The 18,315-nt window shown below is 67.8% G+C and carries 18 protein-coding genes; 10 read left to right on the top strand and 8 right to left on the bottom strand.

Annotated elements, in window-relative coordinates; genetic code table 11:
- Positions 1–221: 221 nt before the first annotated feature.
- From JOF55_RS16795 to msrB, 4 genes are all read left to right on the top strand, one after another.
- Positions 222–1,799 carry an alpha/beta fold hydrolase gene (locus tag JOF55_RS16795; protein ID WP_310275327.1) on the top strand — a complete coding sequence of 526 codons (1,578 nt, stop codon included), beginning with the start codon at positions 222–224 and terminating at the stop codon, positions 1,797–1,799.
- Positions 1,796–2,071 carry a hypothetical protein gene (locus JOF55_RS16790; RefSeq protein WP_310275325.1) on the top strand — a complete coding sequence of 92 codons (276 nt, stop codon included), beginning with the start codon at positions 1,796–1,798 and terminating at the stop codon, positions 2,069–2,071. The genes JOF55_RS16795 and JOF55_RS16790 overlap by 4 nt, the downstream gene beginning before the upstream one ends.
- A gap of 147 nt (positions 2,072–2,218) precedes the next feature.
- On the top strand, positions 2,219–2,533 hold the full coding sequence (locus JOF55_RS16785) for a hypothetical protein (RefSeq protein WP_310275323.1): 315 nt from the start codon (positions 2,219–2,221) through the stop codon (positions 2,531–2,533).
- A 76-nt stretch (positions 2,534–2,609) separates the two neighbouring features.
- The gene (msrB, locus tag JOF55_RS16780; RefSeq protein WP_310275321.1) at positions 2,610–3,035 is read left to right on the top strand and encodes a peptide-methionine (R)-S-oxide reductase MsrB; all 426 of its coding nucleotides are present in this window, start codon (positions 2,610–2,612) and stop codon (positions 3,033–3,035) included.
- 38 nt (positions 3,036–3,073) lie between these two features.
- On the opposite strand, the gene JOF55_RS16775 is transcribed toward msrB, so the two are convergent.
- From JOF55_RS16775 to hemE, 5 genes are all read right to left on the bottom strand, one after another.
- Positions 3,074–3,475 carry a type II toxin-antitoxin system VapC family toxin gene (locus tag JOF55_RS16775; protein WP_310275319.1) on the bottom strand — a complete coding sequence of 134 codons (402 nt, stop codon included), beginning with the start codon at positions 3,473–3,475 and terminating at the stop codon, positions 3,074–3,076.
- A complete protein-coding gene (locus JOF55_RS16770) occupies positions 3,472–3,708 on the bottom strand; it encodes a FitA-like ribbon-helix-helix domain-containing protein (protein WP_310275317.1) in 237 nt (78 codons plus the stop codon). Before JOF55_RS16770 ends, JOF55_RS16775 begins: the two co-directional genes overlap by 4 nt.
- Positions 3,709–3,781: 73 nt before the next feature.
- Positions 3,782–4,477 (bottom strand): hydrogen peroxide-dependent heme synthase, encoded by a 696-nt coding sequence (gene hemQ / locus JOF55_RS16765; RefSeq protein WP_310275315.1) that lies wholly within the window; start codon positions 4,475–4,477, stop codon positions 3,782–3,784.
- 42 nt (positions 4,478–4,519) lie between these two features.
- Positions 4,520–5,947 (bottom strand): protoporphyrinogen oxidase, encoded by a 1,428-nt coding sequence (gene hemG / locus JOF55_RS16760; RefSeq protein WP_310275313.1) that lies wholly within the window; start codon positions 5,945–5,947, stop codon positions 4,520–4,522.
- Positions 5,944–7,038 (bottom strand): uroporphyrinogen decarboxylase, encoded by a 1,095-nt coding sequence (gene hemE / locus JOF55_RS16755; protein WP_310275311.1) that lies wholly within the window; start codon positions 7,036–7,038, stop codon positions 5,944–5,946. The genes hemG and hemE overlap by 4 nt, the downstream gene beginning before the upstream one ends.
- Positions 7,039–7,369: 331 nt before the next feature.
- Here hemE and JOF55_RS16750 point away from each other — a divergent pair, with 331 nt between their 5' ends.
- The 6 genes from JOF55_RS16750 to JOF55_RS16725 all read left to right on the top strand — a co-directional run bounded on the left by JOF55_RS16750 (position 7,370) and on the right by JOF55_RS16725 (position 14,320).
- Positions 7,370–7,948 (top strand): DUF3000 domain-containing protein, encoded by a 579-nt coding sequence (locus JOF55_RS16750; RefSeq protein WP_374727297.1) that lies wholly within the window; start codon positions 7,370–7,372, stop codon positions 7,946–7,948.
- Positions 7,949–8,445: 497 nt separating this feature from the next.
- Positions 8,446–9,099 carry a response regulator gene (locus JOF55_RS16745; protein WP_374727296.1) on the top strand — a complete coding sequence of 218 codons (654 nt, stop codon included), beginning with the start codon at positions 8,446–8,448 and terminating at the stop codon, positions 9,097–9,099.
- Between the two features lie 88 nt (positions 9,100–9,187).
- Entirely contained in the window at positions 9,188–10,432 is a 1,245-nt protein-coding gene (locus JOF55_RS16740) for an HRDC domain-containing protein (protein WP_310275308.1), read from the top strand.
- Positions 10,433–10,679: 247 nt separating this feature from the next.
- Positions 10,680–11,864: a thiolase family protein gene (locus JOF55_RS16735; protein WP_310275306.1), complete on the top strand. Its 1,185-nt coding sequence runs from the start codon at positions 10,680–10,682 to the stop codon at positions 11,862–11,864.
- Positions 11,861–13,981: a 3-hydroxyacyl-CoA dehydrogenase NAD-binding domain-containing protein gene (locus tag JOF55_RS16730; RefSeq protein WP_310275304.1), complete on the top strand. Its 2,121-nt coding sequence runs from the start codon at positions 11,861–11,863 to the stop codon at positions 13,979–13,981. The genes JOF55_RS16735 and JOF55_RS16730 overlap by 4 nt, the downstream gene beginning before the upstream one ends.
- Before the next feature lie 111 nt (positions 13,982–14,092).
- A complete protein-coding gene (locus JOF55_RS16725) occupies positions 14,093–14,320 on the top strand; it encodes a hypothetical protein (protein ID WP_310275303.1) in 228 nt (75 codons plus the stop codon).
- Here the strand turns inward: JOF55_RS16725 and JOF55_RS16720 are convergent.
- The 3 genes from JOF55_RS16720 to dxs all read right to left on the bottom strand — a co-directional run bounded on the left by JOF55_RS16720 (position 14,292) and on the right by dxs (position 18,248).
- Positions 14,292–15,476 carry a sensor histidine kinase gene (locus JOF55_RS16720; RefSeq protein WP_310275301.1) on the bottom strand — a complete coding sequence of 395 codons (1,185 nt, stop codon included), beginning with the start codon at positions 15,474–15,476 and terminating at the stop codon, positions 14,292–14,294. The two genes, JOF55_RS16725 and JOF55_RS16720, sit on opposite strands and share 29 nt — an antisense overlap.
- 3 nt (positions 15,477–15,479) lie before the next feature.
- Positions 15,480–16,184 carry a response regulator transcription factor gene (locus JOF55_RS16715; protein ID WP_310275298.1) on the bottom strand — a complete coding sequence of 235 codons (705 nt, stop codon included), beginning with the start codon at positions 16,182–16,184 and terminating at the stop codon, positions 15,480–15,482.
- Between the two features lie 123 nt (positions 16,185–16,307).
- The gene (gene dxs / locus JOF55_RS16710) at positions 16,308–18,248 is read right to left on the bottom strand and encodes a 1-deoxy-D-xylulose-5-phosphate synthase (RefSeq protein WP_310275296.1); all 1,941 of its coding nucleotides are present in this window, start codon (positions 18,246–18,248) and stop codon (positions 16,308–16,310) included.
- Positions 18,249–18,315 lie beyond the last annotated feature (67 nt).

The raw sequence follows: 18,315 nt of genomic DNA, 5'->3' as shown, positions 1-18,315 counted from the left end.
GGCCGCTGGTGCCGCGTCGGTGTCGGAAACGGCCCCGGGCGCACGGTACTCGGCGTCGCCCTTCGACAAACCGTGCAGGCCGACCGCTCTCACTCCAGTCTCACGCCGATCATGCGATGCTGACCCGAAGCAGCGAAGCAGTGTCCCGCCCCATCGGGACGCTGCGTACACCACCGTCCTCGCACGGTCACAACACGTCTTTTCGGCAACAAGGAGTACCCGTGCCGCGCACCACTCACCGGACTCACCGGCTCGGTGCCCTCCTCGTGCCCCTGGCGCTCGTCCTCATCACGGCTTGCTCCGCGGGCCCCTCCGAGCGACCGGCAGTGGCCTATCGGGGCTCCGAGCAGCAGGTCCCTCCGGCAGCGGCGGCTCCGAAGCCCGCGCCCGTACCACCGCTGGGTCCGCCGCCCCGGGGATCGCTGAACTGGCGGGAGTGCACCGAGCAGACCCGTCTCGACATCGGTGTGCCGACCCTGCCGGAGGGGATGACCTTCTCGTGTTCCCGGCTGCTCACCGACCTGAGTCCGCCTGGCTCGCCGGGTAGTGGGACCGCGCGGATCTCCCTGCTGGGAGTCGGCAGCGGCTCGGTTCCCCTCGTCGTCGTCAACGACATCCGCGGAGTCCCCGGTACGACCTTCGCCGCACGGCTGGCTCTGAAACTTCCGCCGGAGATGCTGGCCACCTTCAGAATCATCGGAGTGGACCGGCGTGGCAGCGGACGCTCCGACCCCGCCGAATGCATTCCACCGGCCGAGCGGGAGGCCATCGTCGGATTCGATCCGCAGGCCACCGACCGGACGGCAGTCGACCGCTTGCTCGACTCGGTGCGCTCCGCGAGCCAGGAATGTCTCCTCGAACTCGAGCAGCGAGCGCAGGCCTATGACACGTGGCGTACCGCAGCCGATCTCGAGGAACTCCGCATCGAGTTGGGCGTGCCCCACTTGCATGCCATCGGGCGAGGCGAGGGATCCCGGGTCCTGACCACCTACGCCCAGCGCTACCCGGCCTCCGTGGGACGCATGGCACTCGACGGTGCCCCGGACCCCACACTGGATGCGATCGGTCGAGCGAAGAAGCAGGCACGCGCGGCCGAGAAAACGTTCGACGCGTTCGCCGACCAATGCGGCACGGATGGCTCCTGCCCCCTGGGCCCGGATCCGCGCAAGACGGTCGAGGACCTGATCGAACGAACCCGTGCAGCACCGCTTCCCGGGGCCGATTCACCGGTGACGGCAGGCGAACTCGTGCGAGCGATCCTGCTCGGCCTCGCCGCCCCGGAACGCTGGGGCGAACTTGTTCGGGCTCTCGAAGCCGCCGACCGTGGCGACGGCACCGGAATCGCACGCATGGTGTCCCCGCTGGTGCACGGCGATGCAACCCATCCACCGGGGCTCGATTCCCGGATCATCACGCGGTGCAACGACACCACGCTGCGAGTCCCCCCACAGCGCGGCACCGACATCGCCGCCGAGTGGGTCGATCGGTTTCCCCTCTTCGGCGGGACGTTCGCACAACGGCTCATCCAGTGCTCGCTCTGGCCCGTGCCGCAGCGATCGTTGCCCACTCCGGACTCTCCGACGCTGCCTCCCATACCCGTGGTTGCCACGGCCACCGATCCGCTTACTCCGGCGCTGAGCAGCACCCGCATGGCCGATCAACTCGCCGCCGGAATCACCGTCAACTGGCAGGGCACCGGGCACGGGGCGCTCGGCCGCTCCCGTTGTGTCACCACCAACATCAGCCGGTTCCTGGTACACGGCACCCTTCCGGCCGAGAACACGGCATGTCCGGCATGAGCTCCCCGCGATGTCGGCTGTGGCGCTGCGGTACGTCCTCGCCCAAGACACGTCGCCGTGCCGTCCGGGGGCCTGCTACCCCGGACGGCACGTGTCGACGGCCTCAGCTACAGCTGGAGCAGCACCCGCACGATGGCCCGCTGCAATTGCTGCAGCAGTTGCAGCCGCCCAGGTTGATGTGCACGTGGGTGTCGTCGATCCGGACCATCAAGGCCTCCCGTGTCGGGGTGAACACCATCATGCTGATGATGCGCACTCCCGACGACCCGTAATACCGCCGGTCGGGCGACAGTGTGTGCCGGGAAACTCACTCGGTATCCCCGAGGGAGCATCCCGCCGAGCCCGCTCTCGCTGTCTGCGGGGCACACCGGCGCAGCTCATCGGCGCGGAATCCCCGGGCAACGCGTTACCGTGGAGCCATGGCACGAAGTGGCCTGCAAGGTGACGAGCCGGAGGAGCCCACCGGCCGATTCGCCGACGACCTGATCGGGCTCGATCCGCGTGATCCCGAGGTGCAGGCGTTCGCCGAGCACCTCGATCGGGTGGAACAACCGCAATCCCGAGCCACGGTCGAAGGCATGCTGCAGGGTGTCGAGGACTTCGCGCAGAGCGCCAACCGTGCCGGGGGACATCGTCGGTTGGCTGTGGTGATCGTCGTTTTCCTGATACTGGTCGGGGTGGGCATCACCCTCTGGAACACCATCGTGCCCATACTGGGTACCCTCGCAGGCTGAGACGTGCCTCGTCCGGCATCGGTCGAAGCAATCACCGAAGCGAGCCTGCAGAGCTGTTCTCGTCTAGAGTGGAAGTATGGATCCGGTCGTGGGAGCCACCCCGAAAGTCGTGAAATCCGACCGCGAGTGGCGCGAGAAACTCAACGAGAACGAGTACGCGGTCCTGCGCCAGGGAGCCACCGAACCTCCGTTCAGTGGCCGGTATGTCGAGGACAAGACCGTCGGCGTGTACGAGTGCCGCGCCTGCGGGGCGGAGTTGTTCCGCAGCGGGACGAAGTTCGAATCCCACTGCGGTTGGCCCTCGTTCTACGATCCGCGCAGTTCCGATGCGGTGATCCTGCGCGAGGACCGGTCACTCGGCATGGTCCGGGTCGAGGTGCTGTGTGCTTCCTGCCTGAGCCATCTCGGTCACGTTTTCGAGGGCGAGGGCTACAACACGCCCACCGATCAGCGCTACTGCATCAACTCCGTGGCCCTGCGTCTCGTCCCGCAGGAGGAGTGAGCGCGCCGGAGCACATCGTGGGGTGAACAAGGAACACATCACCCCACGACTTCGACCTCACAGGAGAGTTCGGGCGCCCCGGCGAGACGTTTATCGGCTGTAATCAGGGGCGCGCCCAGGTTCATCGCCAAAGCCACGTACAGCGCATCGTAGAAAGTGATCGAGTCACGCAGCCTCCATGCTGCTTCGGCCAACGGACCCGCATGGGGATAGCGCTGATCGACCATATGCCTGACTGCCCGCAAGGCTGTGAGGGCTGCCTGCGAGTCCAATTCCCCGCGACGTTCCTTACGGCGCAACACGTTGCCCACCTCGGCATCGATGTGATGCGGAGCATGGCAATCGAGGTGAACAAACCGTTGCCGAAGCACCGAAGCCGACGGCGCTTCACTCGTCAGTCCGAACACGAGCGCTGAAGCATCCAGAACCGCATCGGTCATCGGCGATCGGCGTCCTTATCGGCCAGGATGCTTTCAATGGTGACGCCGGAGCCGGTGTTGTTACGACGTGCTTCCTCCATCGCAGCCAAGACTTCCGCCTTCGGAGTCTTCGCAGCTTCCGTCTCGAGCACATCACGAACATGAGCCTGCAGGGACTGCCCCGCAGCTCGCGCGCGCTTACGGTATATCTCGTAGGAATCTTCCGAAAGATCCCGGACTTGAATCGTCGCCATGACAACATGGTAGCGCCAAATCAGCGTAGCGCCAAAACAGCGCTACCCATGCCACTCGTTCAGGGGCTCCCGGTCAGGGCAGCTTCGCGACCAGGCCGGCGACGTCGATCCGGTGCCCGGTGTAGAAGGGCGTTTCCTCGCGCACGTGCAGGCGAGCGTTGGTGCCCCGCAGGTGCCGCATCAGGTCGACGATGCGATACATCTCATCGGCTTCGAAGGCGAGGATCCACTCGTAGTCGCCGAGCGCGAAGGCCGGGACGGTGTTCGCCCGCACGTCCGGATAGTCGCGCGCCTCCTTGCCGTGGCCCGCGAGCATCTCGCGACGCTCCTCATCCGGCAGCAGGTACCACTCGTAGGAGCGCACGAACGGGTAGACGCAGATGTAGTCCTTCGGCTCCTCGCCCGCGAGGAAAGCCGGAATGTGGCTCTTGTTGAACTCGGCGGGCCGGTGCACGGCGACACTGCTCCACACCGGCTGGGCGGCCTGCCCCAGCGGGGTGCTGCGACGGAAGTCGGTGTAGGCCGCCTGCACCGATTCGATCGCCGACGCATGCCACCAGATCATGAAGTCCGCATCGGCACGCAGACCGGACACGTCGTACACACCACGGACCACCACATCCGAATCCACGAGACCGTCCAGGAACTCCCGGGTGCGCAACGCGGCCTTCTCGCGGTCCTCGGGCAGGGCGCCCGGCTCGATCCGGAAGACCGACCACATGGTGTAGCGAATGGTGTCGTTGAGTTCGGCGTAGTTCAGGCGGGCCATGCCTCCAGTTTCGCACCGCCGCGCCGCAGCCTGCCAAACAGGTCACTGCAGGGACAGGTGGCGGGTGATCTCGGCCGCTGCCGCCTCTCCCGTGGCCACGCACGCGGGAACGCCCACACCGTGCAGAGTCGCCCCGGCCACCGCCAGTCCCGGCACCGCGGCCACGGCATCCTCGATTCCGGCGACGGTGTCGAGATGACCGACCCCGTACTGTGGCAGTCCGCCACCCCAGCGAGCGACCACGGAATCGACCGGTTCCGCCCGGATCCCGGTCAGCTCGGCCAGATCGGCATGCACGTTGCGCAGCAGTTCACCATCGTCCATACGCAACTCGGCAACCTGTCCGAAGCGGCCGACCGAGGCGCGCACCAATACCTCGCCGTTGGCGCCCCGCAGGTGCGGCCACTTACGGCTGGAGAAGGTGAAGGCCTTCGCGGTGAAGGGAGTCCCATCGGCATGCCTTTCCCCCCGCGCCACGAGCACACCCGAGTCCTCGGGCAGTCGCGTCTCCGGGGGCAGCGCCATCCCCACCACGGCCATCGAGGCCAGTTCGACCGTCGCAAAATGCTCGGCTGCGCCGGGAGCGGCATCGGAAAGCAACCGCCGCGCCGAGGGAGCAGGCACGGCCATCACCACGGCGTCGGCATCCAGCACCTCGGGAGACGGAGCCGATCCGATTTCCAGCTTCCAGCCGGTGCCTGCGGGCACCACCGAGCGCACCGGCAGCCCCAGGCGCGGTTGCGCCGAGCTTCGCTGCCCGAGCCGCTCGATCAGGCTCCGGTAGCCACCGCGGAACGCCCCGAAGACGGGGGGCTTGGCCTGCCCCTCCGGGCTCGGCGGCGGCAGCGCGGCCGTGACCGCCGCACTGATCGACTCCGCACCCGCGTCGAAAGCGGCAGCCAGTGCGGGGATCGTCGCACGCAGTCCCAGCCCATCGGCACTCCCCGAGTACACACCGCCCAGTAGCGGCTCGACGAGGCGCTCGACGACTTCGTCACCGACACGGTTGCGCAGCAGTTCGCCCACGGACACGTCCGCGCCACCGAGATGCAGTGGCGGTAGATCGGCCTCCGCTCGCACCGCCGCCACGCCTTCGTCCGAGAGGAGGTGCCGAACGGATTCGGCAGCGGCAGGAACCCCCATGACGGTTCCGGTGGGTATACGGCACCTCCGGCCGCCTGCGCGGACCGTGGCCGAGGCCGGGCCGGGATGCACCACGTCATCCCGGAGGCCCAGCTCTTCGGCCAAGGCGAGCACCTCCGGCCGCCGTACCAGGAAAGCCTCGGCACCGACGTCGTAGGAACATCCCGCCAAGTCGACCGTGCCGAGCTTGCCGCCGAGTTGCTCGGCCTGCTCCACCAGGACGATCTCGGCTTCCTGCCCCCATGTCCGCCGCAGCCGATACGCCGCGGTCAGACCGGACACACCGCCGCCGATGACGACGATCCTGCGCCGCTCGCCACCCGTCACGACTGCGAACTCACCGAGTGAACGAACTCGACCACCCTGGTGAGCACATCCGGGTCCGTGTCCGGCAGCACCCCGTGCCCGAGATTGAAGATGTGGCCACCCGCCGCTCGGCCTTCGGCCAGGATGCGGCGTGACTCCCGTTCCACGGCTTCCCGACCCGCGAACAGTACGGCCGGGTCGAGATTGCCCTGAATCACCGGCTCGCCCGAACCGGAGGCGGAGTCGCGCACTCGCTGTGCCGCGACATCGAGCGGCACCCGCCAGTCGACACCGAGGACATCGGCTCCTGCCGAACTCATCGCACCGAGCAGTTCACCGGTACCGACACCGAAGTGGATGCGCGGCACCGCCTGCCCGCCCGTGGTTTCGGCAAGCCCGTCGAAAATCCGCCGGGTGTGCGGCTGGACGAATTCCCGGTAGTCGCGCAGCGAGAGCGCACCCGCCCAGGAGTCGAACAGCTGCACCGCGTCCACTCCCGCGGCCACCTGCACTCGCAGAAAGGTCAGCGTCATCTCGGCCAGCCTGCCCAGCAGCGCGTGCCACGTGTCCGGATCGGAGTGCATCAGTGCCTTCGTCCGCTCGTGGTTGCGACTCGGCCCACCCTCCACCAGGTAGGAGGCCAGGGTGAACGGGGCGCCGGCGAACCCGATCAGCGGAACCCGTCCCAGCTCCTCGAGCAGGAGCCCGATCGCCCTCGCGACCGGGTCGACCTGTTCGGGGGCGAGCTGCGGCAACGCCGTCACATCGGCCGCGCTGCGGATCGGTTCGGCCACCACCGGGCCCGTCCCGGCAACGATGTCCAGGCCGACTCCCGACGCGTACAAGGGCAGCACGATGTCGCTGAACAGGATGGCCGCATCCACACCGTGGCGCCGCACGGGCTGCGCTGTGATCTCGCAGACCAGCTCGGGCGTCAGGCATGCCTGCAGCATGGGAGTCCCCTCCCGCACCCGTCGATACTCGGGTAGAGAACGCCCGGCCTGGCGCATGAACCAGACCGGCGTGTGGTCGGGCGTACCGCCTCGGGCTGCGACGAGCAGGGGGGTGTCGCCAAGGTCCCGGCGGGCCGAGACGGATGCGGGATTCGTCATGTGAAAGGTCTCTGAACTGGAGTCTCTGAACTGGGCTGCATGATCCGGTACCCGATCATCCGGGCAGCGACCGTGTCCGGCGTCCGGTGCCGGAATCAGCCGCTGAGAACAGCTCCCCGGAACAACTCCGGGGAACAACCACTGGGAACAGCCATGGGGACCGGCCGCAGTGGGTCGCCTCGCCGATGAGCACCCGTGCGCCGAACAGGCGCGCAGAGGTCATTTTTGCATGCTGCTCCGGTCACGGAGAGCAGGGCGGTCAAGCCGCACCGTCGATACCGTGGGCGTGCCTCCGACATCGCGGGCTCGCAAGGTCCTACAGTTGCTGGGCGTGACGGAGATGTCGGCGGTGCCCGAGGTGTTCCGGCAGGCAGTTGCCGCGTTGACGTCGCCCGCTCCCCGGCCGGAGGTCGAGATCAGCGAGGTGCGTCCGCCCAAGCGTCTCGCGCCGTGGGCATACGCGCTCGCGGCCGAAGCGACCGGCCCAGCTGGTGAGCTGGCCACGTCTCGGCTGGTCCTGCTGCACGACCCGGAGGGGCAGGAGTCCTGGGACGGGGTCTGGCGCCTCGTGACCTACCTCAGAGCGGAACTGGACCCGGAGGTCGCCACCGACCCGCTCCTGCCCGCCGTCGGATGGTCCTGGTTGACCGACGCGCTCGAGAATGCCGGGGCCTCGTATACGGCGCTGGGCGGAACGGTCACACTGACTTCCTCGGCCCGCTTCGGCGACATCGCCGGTCCGGAGCACAGTCACGACCTCGAATTGCGCGGATCATGGACGGCTCCCGGTCCGGAACTCGATGCCCATGCCATGGCCTTCCACGAGCTGATGAGCACGGCTGCCGGGCTCCCTCCGGTGGGGATCGCAGTCCTGGGGTCCCGGCAAGGTGAGGGCCACCGCCCGGTCTGATTCGCGTTTGCGCGCGCACACCCGGTGTCCGACATTCGGGTCCGATGCTCGGCAGGCGGACCTTCGGTGACCGGAGCCGACGGGGCACCGACTTCGCCGCCGTCCTCCCCGGGCGCCCGAGACGTCTCATCGGAACGCGCTTCGGACGCGGAAACCATGAGAACGCCTCCCTTCTGCGAACGACAATTTAGGTTTATCGCTCGAACACGCTCCGGCGTTAGCAGGGTCGCGCATTTCCACCCGATCGAGTTACTGAATCGGGTTCTTGTCACAACTCGATCGGGACACATCTGCCGATGATCGCCCCGCTGATCCGCTTGGACGGTTACGCTACTTCCTGACGACACCACTTTCGGTCGATCAGTGGCGCGGCTGATTGGTCGAGAGTCCCGGTGCCGGTCGGGGGGCACGACCGACTCCAGGGAGGTAGTGACGTGGCTGCCGTCGGCTTAGGTCAGGCCGCTCGTACCACGCCGGCCGGTGCTTTACCGGCCAACATGGTCCCGCATCCGCGGGAAGAGCTGTTCACGGTACTCGTGACGGACGATCATCCGTTGCTTCGGGAGGCCATCTCCTCCCGGCTGCTGCAGATGGGCGCCGGCACGGTGCACGAGGCCGCATCGATGGCCGAAGCCAGGGCTCGTGCTCTGGCAACAGGCCCCTGCGACCTCGCCATTCTCGATCTCGGACTCCCCGATGGGACAGGCATAGACCTGGTGACGGAACTTCGTACCCAGGGCTGGTCGCGAATCGTGGTGCTCGCTTCGTCCGACGACCCTTATGCGGTCCGGGCCGCCTTTCAGGCGGGTGCGCAGGCGTACCTGCTGAAGTCGGCCTCGCCGATGGTCGTCACCGACGGGGTGCGCCGCGTTCTCGACGGTGGCGTCTACGCCGATCCCAGCGTGGCTCCCGTATTGGCCGCGGGCACGAGAGTGCCCGGGACCGACAACACACCGCGGGAACTGTCCGGGCGCGAAGTCGAAGTTCTCCAATTCGTGGCCGACGGTCGATCCAACAAGGAGATCGGCGAGGCCCTCAACCTGTCCGCACTCACGGTGAAAAGCCACCTGTCGCGGATCGGCCGCAAGTTGGGTACCGGCGACAGGGCCCAGATGGTGGCCCTGGCTATGCGTGCCGGGGTGATCCGATGAGCGGCTAACCCGATCCCGAGCCGGTCGGGCCCGGTAAGGTCGGCCAGGTGGCTCCACGGTTCGTCGGGACACGTATTGTCTGATACCCGTGGATGCTGCCCACTCCGAACCCACCGGGTCCGACCGGTCCGAGCCGGTGCTGTTGACCGAACCGGCCGACGGTACACCGTCGGTGGTCGACACTCCGGAAGCACTACACACCGCGGCGGCCGCCCTGGCTGCAGGTCAGGGTCCGGTCGCCGTGGACACCGAACGAGCCTCGGGCTATCGGTACTGGCAACGTGCCTACCTGGTGCAATTGCACCGAGAGGGATCGGGCACCGTCCTGGTCGATCCGCTCCCCCTCGCGGGAGAACTCAGCCCACTCGTGGCGGCACTGTCGGACACCGAATGGGTGCTGCACGCGGCATCACAGGACCTGCCATGCCTGGCCGAACTCGGTCTGTACCCGGGTCGCCTGTTCGATACGGAGCTGGCCGGGCGACTGGCGGGCTTCGACCGTGTCTCGCTCGGTGCGCTGGTCGAACGGATGCTGTCGTATCAGCTGGAGAAGGGGCACAGCGCGGTCGACTGGTCACGTCGTCCGCTACCACGGGACTGGCTCGTCTATGCCGCCCTGGATGTGGAACTGCTGATCGCTCTGCGTTCCGCACTCCGCGCCGAACTCGACGGGCAGGGCAAGCTCGAATGGGCCCACGAGGAATTCGAGACGGTCCGTACCGCCGAACCGCCTGCGGCTCGGCCCGAGCCCTGGCGCCGCACCTCGGGGATTCACCGGATACGGCAGCCCCGTCAACTGGCAGCGGTGCGTTCCCTGTGGCAGGCACGGGACGCCCTGGCACGAGAGCGCGATCTCGCTCCCGGTCGAGTACTGCCGGACAGCTCCATCATGCAGGCCGCGCAGACCAACCCGGCCAACGAAGCCGAACTGACCGCACTCCCGGTATTCGGGGGCAAGCAGCAGCGACGCCGCGCTTCGATGTGGATGCGAGCCCTGAACGCGGCGAGGAGCCTTCCCAAAAGCGAACTCCCCGATCCCACACCTCCGAACGACGGTCCGCCTCCGGCCAACCGATGGTCCGACCGTGATCCGGCCGCCGCTGCCCGACTGTCGGCCGCCCGCACGGCACTCGCCGAGATCGCCGAGACAAACAGCCTGCCGATGGAGAATCTCATCCTGCCGGATCTGCTCCGACGCACGTGCTGGGATCCTCCGGAAAATCCGGATCCGGAAACGGTAGCGCGAACACTCCGGGCCAGGGGAGCCCGGGAATGGCAGATCTCCTTGACCGCTGAAGCACTCAGCACCGCATTGGACACGCCGGCCATCTGAGAAGCGAGCTCCTTCACCCCCACTGTGGGACACCCGACAGTGGGTCCCGTTGGTTACCCATCGGTAATAAGCGCTAGGGTGCGGGTTACCGGCCGGTAGAGACATGGTTCGCGCGGCGAGCGCCCGATCGTCGGCCGGCCGATGTCCAGACCCCACCGAGAAGGAGCACGCCGTGGCCGCACCTGCGTCGGCACCAGCCGGCACCAGCAGTCCCGGGCCATCCGGGACACCGCGTGCCCTTCGGAACGTGGTCTTCGTCGATGGCGTGCGAACGCCGTTCGGCAAGGCCGGCCCGAAGGGCATGTACGCCGAGACACGCGCGGACGACATGATCGTCAAGGTCATCCGGGAACTCCTGCGCAGGCAACCCGACCTCCCGCCCGAGCGCATCGACGAGGTCGCGATCGCCGCCACCACCCAGATCGGCGATCAGGGCCTCACGATCGGAAGAACCGCCGCGCTCCTGGCAGGCCTGCCGAAGTCCGTACCCGGCTTCGCCATCGACCGGATGTGCGCGGGAGCGATGACGTCGGTGACCGCGACCGCGGGCAGCATCGCCTTCGGCGCCTATGACTTCGCCATCGCAGGCGGTGTCGAACACATGGGCAGTCATCCGATGGGCGAGGGCGTGGACCCCAACCCTCGGTTCGTCTCGGACAAGCTGGTGGACCCCTCGGCGATGGTGATGGGCTCCACCGCCGAGAACCTGCACGACCGCTATCCGGACGTGACCAAGCAGCGCACGGACGCCTATGCCGCTCGCAGCCAACAGCGTTACGAAGCCGCCGCGGCGGCAGGCCGGATCGCCGCCGATCTGGCCCCGGTGGCCACCCGCTCCACCGAGCACGGCTGGGGCCTGGCCACCACCGACGAGCCTCCCCGTCCCGGCACGACCGAGGAGAGCTTGTACGGCCTGAAAACTCCGTTCCGGCCGCACGGCAGGGTCACCCCCGGTAACGCCGCGGGGCTCAACGACGGCGCCACCGGCTGCCTCATCGCCGACGAGGACAGCGCAGCCGAACTCGGCCTGCCGGTTGGTATGCGCCTGGTCGGCTACTCCTTCGCAGGCGTGGAGCCGGAGGTGATGGGGGTCGGACCGGTCCCGGCGACCGAGAAAGCCCTGCAGCGCGCAGGCCTTTCCATCGACGACATCGGACTGTTCGAGATCAACGAGGCCTTCGCCGTGCAGGTCCTGGCTTTCCTGGACCACTTCGGCATCGCCGAGGACGATCCCCGCGTCAACCCGTGGGGCGGCGCGATCGCCTGCGGCCACCCGCTGGCTTCCTCCGGCGTCCGATTGATGACCCAGCTCTCCCGCCACTTCGCCGAGAATCCCGACGTCCGCTACGGCATCACCACCATGTGTATCGGCTTCGGTATGGGCGGCACGGTGATCTGGGAGAATCCGCACTACAACGGGGGTACACAGTGACCACGGCAGCCACTCAGCAGTCCGCGCAGACCCCGGACTTCCCGAACGAGGTGGTGACCCGGGCGTTCACCCGCCTGATCGACGTGCCCGGTGTGGCGGGCCGGGTCGCGCTGATCACCATCGACAACGGGTACGACCACAACCGCCCCTCGACCTTCGGCCCAGGCGGCCTGGCAAGCCTGAACGCCGCCCTGGACGAAGCTTTCGACGCCGCGCCCGCAGCCATCGCCGTCACCGGTAAACCCTTCGTCTTCGCGGTGGGTGCGGACCTCTCCGGCGTCGGCGAGATCTCCGAGCGGGACCAGGCGCACTATGTCGCCAAGACCGGCCATGACGTCTTCCGTCGCCTGACCGAATCGACGATCCCGACCTTCGCCCTGGTCAACGGGGCGGCACTCGGTGGTGGACTGGAATTGGCGCTGTCCTGCCACTACCGCACCGTGGCCGCCAACGCGGGCGCGATCGCCTTCCCCGAATGCTTCCTGGGCCTGTTCCCGGGCTGGGGCGGGACGCAACTGCTGCCCAATCTGATCGGCGCGGACGCGGCCGTCACGGTCATCGTGGAAAACGCGCTGAACCAGAACAAGATGCTCAACCCGGGCAAGGCCACCAAGATGGGCATCTTCGACATCGAACTCGATGCTGCCGACTTCCTGGAGGAGTCCCTGCGGTGGGCGGGGCGCGTTGTCTCCGGTGAGGTGCAGGTGCAGCGACCCGAGATCGACCGCGGACAGGCATGGGACGACGCGATCGGCCGGGCCCGATCCATCGTCGCGGGCAAGACGCACGGTGCCTCCCCCGCCGTGGACCGTGCCGTCGACCTGATCGACCTGGCCCGCGGCAACGACCTCGACTCCGGGTACGCGGCCGAGACCGAGGCGCTGACCGACGCCCTGATGTCCGATGAACTGCGCGCGGGTCTGTACTCGTTCGACCTGACGCAGAAGCGGGCCAAGAAACCCGCAGGGGCACCGGACAAATCGCTGGCCCGCGACATCGGCAAGGTCGGCGTGGTCGGCGCCGGGCTGATGGCGGGACAGCTCGCCCTGCTGTTCCTGCGCCGCCTGCAGGTGCCGGTCGTGCTCACCGACATCGATCAGGAACGCATCGACAAGGGCGTGGCCTACGTGCACGGCGAGATCGACAAACTCGCGGACAAGGGCCGCCTCTCCGGCGACGAGGTCAACCGGCTCAAGGCGCTCGTGTCCGGCTCGCTGGACAAGCAGGCCTTCGCCGATGCCGACTTCGTCCTCGAAGCCGTCTTCGAGGAGATGTCGGTCAAGCAGAAGGTGTTCGGCGAACTCGAACAGTACGTCTCCCCGGAAGCGATCCTGGCCACCAACACCTCATCGCTGTCGATCTCGGAGATGGCCGCGAACCTGTCGCATCCGCAGCGGGTCGTCGGTTTCCACTTCTTCAACCCGGTGGCGGTGCTGCCGCTGCTGGAGATCGTGCGTGGCACGAAGACCGACGACGCGTCACTGGCCACGGCATTCTCGGTCGGCAAACAGCTGAAGAAGTCCTGCGTCCTGGTCGAGGATGCTCCGGCGTTCGTCGTCAACCGGCTGCTGACCCGATTCCTCGGCGAGATCATCGCCTCGGTCGACGAGGGCACCCCCTTCGAGGTCGCCGACCGAGCGCTCAACCCGCTCGGCCTGCCGATGAGTCCGATGGTGCTGCTGCAGCTCGTCGGTCCGGCCATCGCCCAACACGTCAACGAAACGATGCACGCCGCCTATCCCGACCGCTTCGGGCTCAGCGACAACCTGCAGCGCTTCGTCGACGCCGGTAAGACCGCCGTGTGGCAGTCCGACGACAACGGCAACCAGGTCGTCGACCCGGAGGTCGCCGAGCTGTGGCAGCAGGGCGAGAATCCCTCGAGCGAGGAGCAGGTGCGTGACCGCGCCCTGCGGGCACTGGCCGGAGAAGCACGGATCATGCTCGACGAGGGTGTGGTCGCCGAGGCCCAGGACCTCGACCTGTGCCTGCTCCTCGGTGCGGGCTGGCCGTTCTGGCTCGGCGGCATCACGCCGTACCTCGACCGCTCCGGCGTGTCCGAGCGGGTCAACGGCAAGCGGTTCCTGGAACCCGGCGTGGCCGACGTGCCGAACTCCTGAGCAGCGTGCTGTTCAAGGGCCGGGACGGCGTAGCTCGTCCCGGCCCTTTGCCGCGCGTGCCCCGGTGTCGGTCGGGCGTGGCATGATGAAGACCGGAATCGAGATGAGGTGATGGCCGGTGTGCCGTTCTTCTGGAGCGTGGCACCGGACGGGCGCGGCCCCACCGAGCTCGTCGCCTACCGCTTGGAGCGCGGAGGTTCCACGCCCGAACTGACGGCCAAGGCCGACGAGATCCCGGTCACCATTACCGCGAGTCCTGCTCCGGTGGAGATCGACGTGGCCGCCCTGCGCGTCCGAACCGGCCCGAGCCTCACGGCGCGACGGGGAGATCCACCGTGACCGCCAGGCCACCGCCGTGCACGGGCTCGGCCGACACCCTGCCCTCGTGGGCGGCAACCGCCGCTCGCACGATCGACAGTCCGAGCCCGGTACCGGTTCGCGCGGTACGCTGCGTTCCTGCCCTGCGGAACGGCTCGAACAGCGCCTCGACCTGCTCCGAGTCCACGTCGGGCCCGGAAGAGATCACCCGCAACGAGGCCCGCTGCGGGCCGCTGCTGGTGAAGACCTCCACCCAGCCGCCATCGATGTTGTGGCGCACCGCGTTCTCCAGCAGATTGCCCACCACCCGTTCGAGCAGAGCCGGGTCCCCCGTGGCCCAGGCCGGTTCCGCACAACGGTGCATATGCAGACCACGATGCTCGGCCTCGTCGGAGACCCCGCGCACCGCACGCCCCACGACCTCGGTGAGGTCGACCGGCTCCCGCGCCGCGAGTTCCACCCCCTCCGTGCGCGCGAGCAGTAACAGGGCCTCCACCAGTCGCTCGGCCCTGGCCGTGGCGTCCCGTACGACCCCCGCCATCCGCCGCAGTTCCGCGGCATCGGCAACGGGGTCCGACAGCGTCACATCGAGTTCGGTGCGGATCACCGAGAGCGGAGTGCGCAACTCATGGCTGGCGTTGGCCACGAACCGCCGCTGCGACTCGAAGGCCACCTGAAGGCGGTCGAGCATGGCATCGAAGGTGTTGGCGAGCTCGGCGACCTCGTCACGCGGCCCGCTCAGCTCGATGCGCTGCTCCAGGGACTCGGCGGACAAGCGGCGCGCGGAGTCGGTGACCTCGTGCAGCGGCCGCAGTACACGGCCGGTCACCGTCCACGCGAGTACAGCCGCCGCCACCACCACGGCCACGAAAGCGGGAACACCGGCCAGCAGAACCTGTTCCCGAGCCGACTCCCGCAACGCGGCACCCAGCTCCTGGGCAGGCACAACAGCACCGTCGACGCGCACCATGCTCCCGCTCGGCAGTCGAGGCACGGCGGAGACGACACTGCCGGTCAACACCCACCCCAGCCACAGCAGCAGGCCACTGACCACGGCCACCAGAGCCGTGGCGAGCAACGTCAGACGCGCTCGAAGCCCCGGTCCCCGGCGGATCACCGGCCGTCCCGACCGCGAGCTCGCCGTCGACGATTCCCGGAGCGCGGTGCCCCCTGGCATCGATCAACCCTCGTGCTCGGACACGGAATCCGCACCCCGGCTACGGCCTGCCGTGGGGACCCGGTAACCGGATCCGACGACCGTCTCGATGATGCTCGGCTCTCCGAGCTTCTTGCGCAGCGTCATCATCGTCACCCGCACGGTCGTGGTGAACGGGTCGGCATGCTCGTCCCAGACCCGCTCCAGCAGTTCCTCCGAACTGACCACCGCACCGCCCGCGGCCAGCAGGACCTCGAGCACGCCGAATTCCTTGCGCGTCAGCTCGACCTCGCCCTCCGAACGGCGTGCCTTGCGGGCGGCCGGGTCAAGTGAGAGATCCCACGCCGTGAGCACGGGAGGGGCCGCAGGTGTGGAACGTCTGCCCAAGGCTCGGACACGCGCGGTCAACTCGGCGAAGGCGAACGGCTTGGCCAGATAGTCATCGGCCCCCAACGACAATCCTTCGACCCGGTCTTCGACCGTGCCACTGGCCGTGAGCATGAGTACCCGGGTGACCTCGTCGGAGCCCGCGATCTCCCGACAGAGCTCATCGCCGGACATGTGGGGCAGGTCCCGGTCCAGCACGATCACATCGTACCTGGTGATCGACGTCTTCTCCTGCCCACTGCTGCCGTCGTAGGCGATGTCGACAGCCAAACCTTCTCTGCGCAGCCCCCGAGCGATGGCATCCGCCAGCGGCTGCTCGTCCTCCACCACAAGGATCCGCACGTATTCACCGTGCCACATTCCGCACTTCGACAGCCGAATACCGGCAGGGCATGTCCGCAAGGCCACGGGCGGAGCGCTGTCGGGGCACGCACCACTCGAAGCGCGAAAGCCGGTAGCCGTCGGCTACTCGAGAGGAAGTTCACCGCCTGCGGCCGCATGCGTGCTGGTGCCGTCGAGCGAACCGCCGAGGCGGTCGGCGACCCACTCGGTGATGCGACGCGCGACATCCTGCTCCGTCAGTCCGAGATCGGTCAGGATTTCGCCCCGCGAGGCATGATCCAGGAATCGGTTCGGGATACCGAGATCACGCAGGGGCACATCGACCTCGGCATCTCGCAGAGCCGCCGCCAAGGACCAACCGAAACCACCGTGTCTGCCACAGTCCTCGAGAGTGACCACGAACCGGTGGCGGGAAGCCATATCGACCACGGTCCGGGAAACCGGTAGCACCCAGCGAGGGTCGACCACGGTGACGCCGATTCCCTGCGCGGCCAGTCGTTCGGCAGCGGCCACACCCATTTCGCCGAAGGATCCGACGACGGCCAGCAGCACGTCGGAGTCCTCGATCGGACCCGGCCGCCGCAGTACGTCCACATCCTCGACACGCTCGACCGCCGGTACCTCCTCGACCACGGACCCCTTCGAGAAGCGCACCACGGTGGGACCGTCCTCGACGGCCACTGCCTCGCGTAACTCCTCACGCAGGGTAACCGCGTCACGCGGAGCGGCAACCCGGATGCCCGGCACCACCCCGAGTATCGACAGGTCCCACATACCGTTGTGGCTCGCACCGTCATCGCCGGTGATGCCGGACCGATCCAGCGTGACCGTCACCGGTTGCTCGTGGAGTGCGACATCCATCAGTAGCTGGTCGAAGGCCCTGTTGAGAAACGTCGAGTACACCGCGAAGACCGGGTGCAATCCGCCCATGGCCATCCCGGCGGCCGAGGTCATGCCGTGCTGTTCGGCGATGCCCACGTCGAAGCAGCGATCCGGGTAGTGCTCGGCGAACTTGTCCAAACCGGTCGGACCGAGCATCGCCCCGGTAAGAGCCACGATGTCGCTGCGCTCACCACCGATGCGGACCAGCTCCTCGGAGAACACACTGGTCCAGTTCTTCGGCGTGGGCGCGGCCGGGGCACCGGTGTGCGGATCGATCACCTTGACCTGATGCATCTGGTCGGCCTCGTGATTTTCCGCCGGGGCGAACCCGTTCCCCTTCTGAGTGACCGCATGCACGATCACCGGGCCTCCGAAACTCTTGGCCATCGCCAGCGCGTGTTCCATCGCCCGCATGTCGTGTCCGTCCACCGGACCGAGGTACTTGATTCCCAGGTCGGAGAACATCACCTGCGGACTCAGGGCGTCCTTGATACCGCTCTTCGCGGCGTGCAGACCGGTGTAGAGCGGCCGACCGACCACGGGGAGGTTCCGTACCGTGCGGCGGCCGTTCTGCAGAGCACGTTCGTAACCCGGGCGCAGGCGCAGCGAGGCGAGATGCTCGGCCAGCCCGCCGATGGTCGGCGCATACGAGCGGCCGTTGTCGTTGACCACGATGACCAGCGGGCGTTCCTGGTCGGCGGCGATGTTGTTCAGCGCCTCCCAGCACATGCCCCCGGTGAGGGCACCATCGCCGACGATCGCGACCGCGTGCCGATCGGCGCCGCTGAGCTGGAACGCGCGTGCGAGACCGTCCGCGTACGACAGCGAGGTCGAGGCATGGCTGTTCTCGACCATGTCGTGTTCGCTCTCCGCCCGCGAAGGGTAGCCGGACAGCCCCCCACGTTTGCGCAGCCGGTCGAAGCCGTCCTGGCGGCCGGTCAGGATCTTGTGCACATAGGATTGGTGGCCGGTGTCGAAAACGATGGCATCCCGGGGAGAGTCGAAGGTCCGGTGCACAGCCAGCGTCAGTTCGACCGCACCCAGGTTCGGACCGAGATGGCCTCCCGTACGCGACACCCTGTCCACCAGAAATGATCTGATCTCGGCAGCCAGCTCGACCAGCTCGCCGTGCTCCAGGGACTGGATATCGGCCGGACCGTGCACGGATTCCAGCAGCGTCACCGCTCCACCTCGCTCATTACGCCGGACCAATCGGCTTGTCGCGCATGCCATTCTCGCCGCGGGAGGC

This window comes from Haloactinomyces albus (assembly GCF_031458135.1).
Taxonomy (GTDB): Bacteria; Actinomycetota; Actinomycetes; order Mycobacteriales; family Pseudonocardiaceae; genus Haloactinomyces; species Haloactinomyces albus.
Note: the sequence above shows the minus strand (reverse complement) of the source record. Positions and strands in the feature narration are given on the sequence as shown.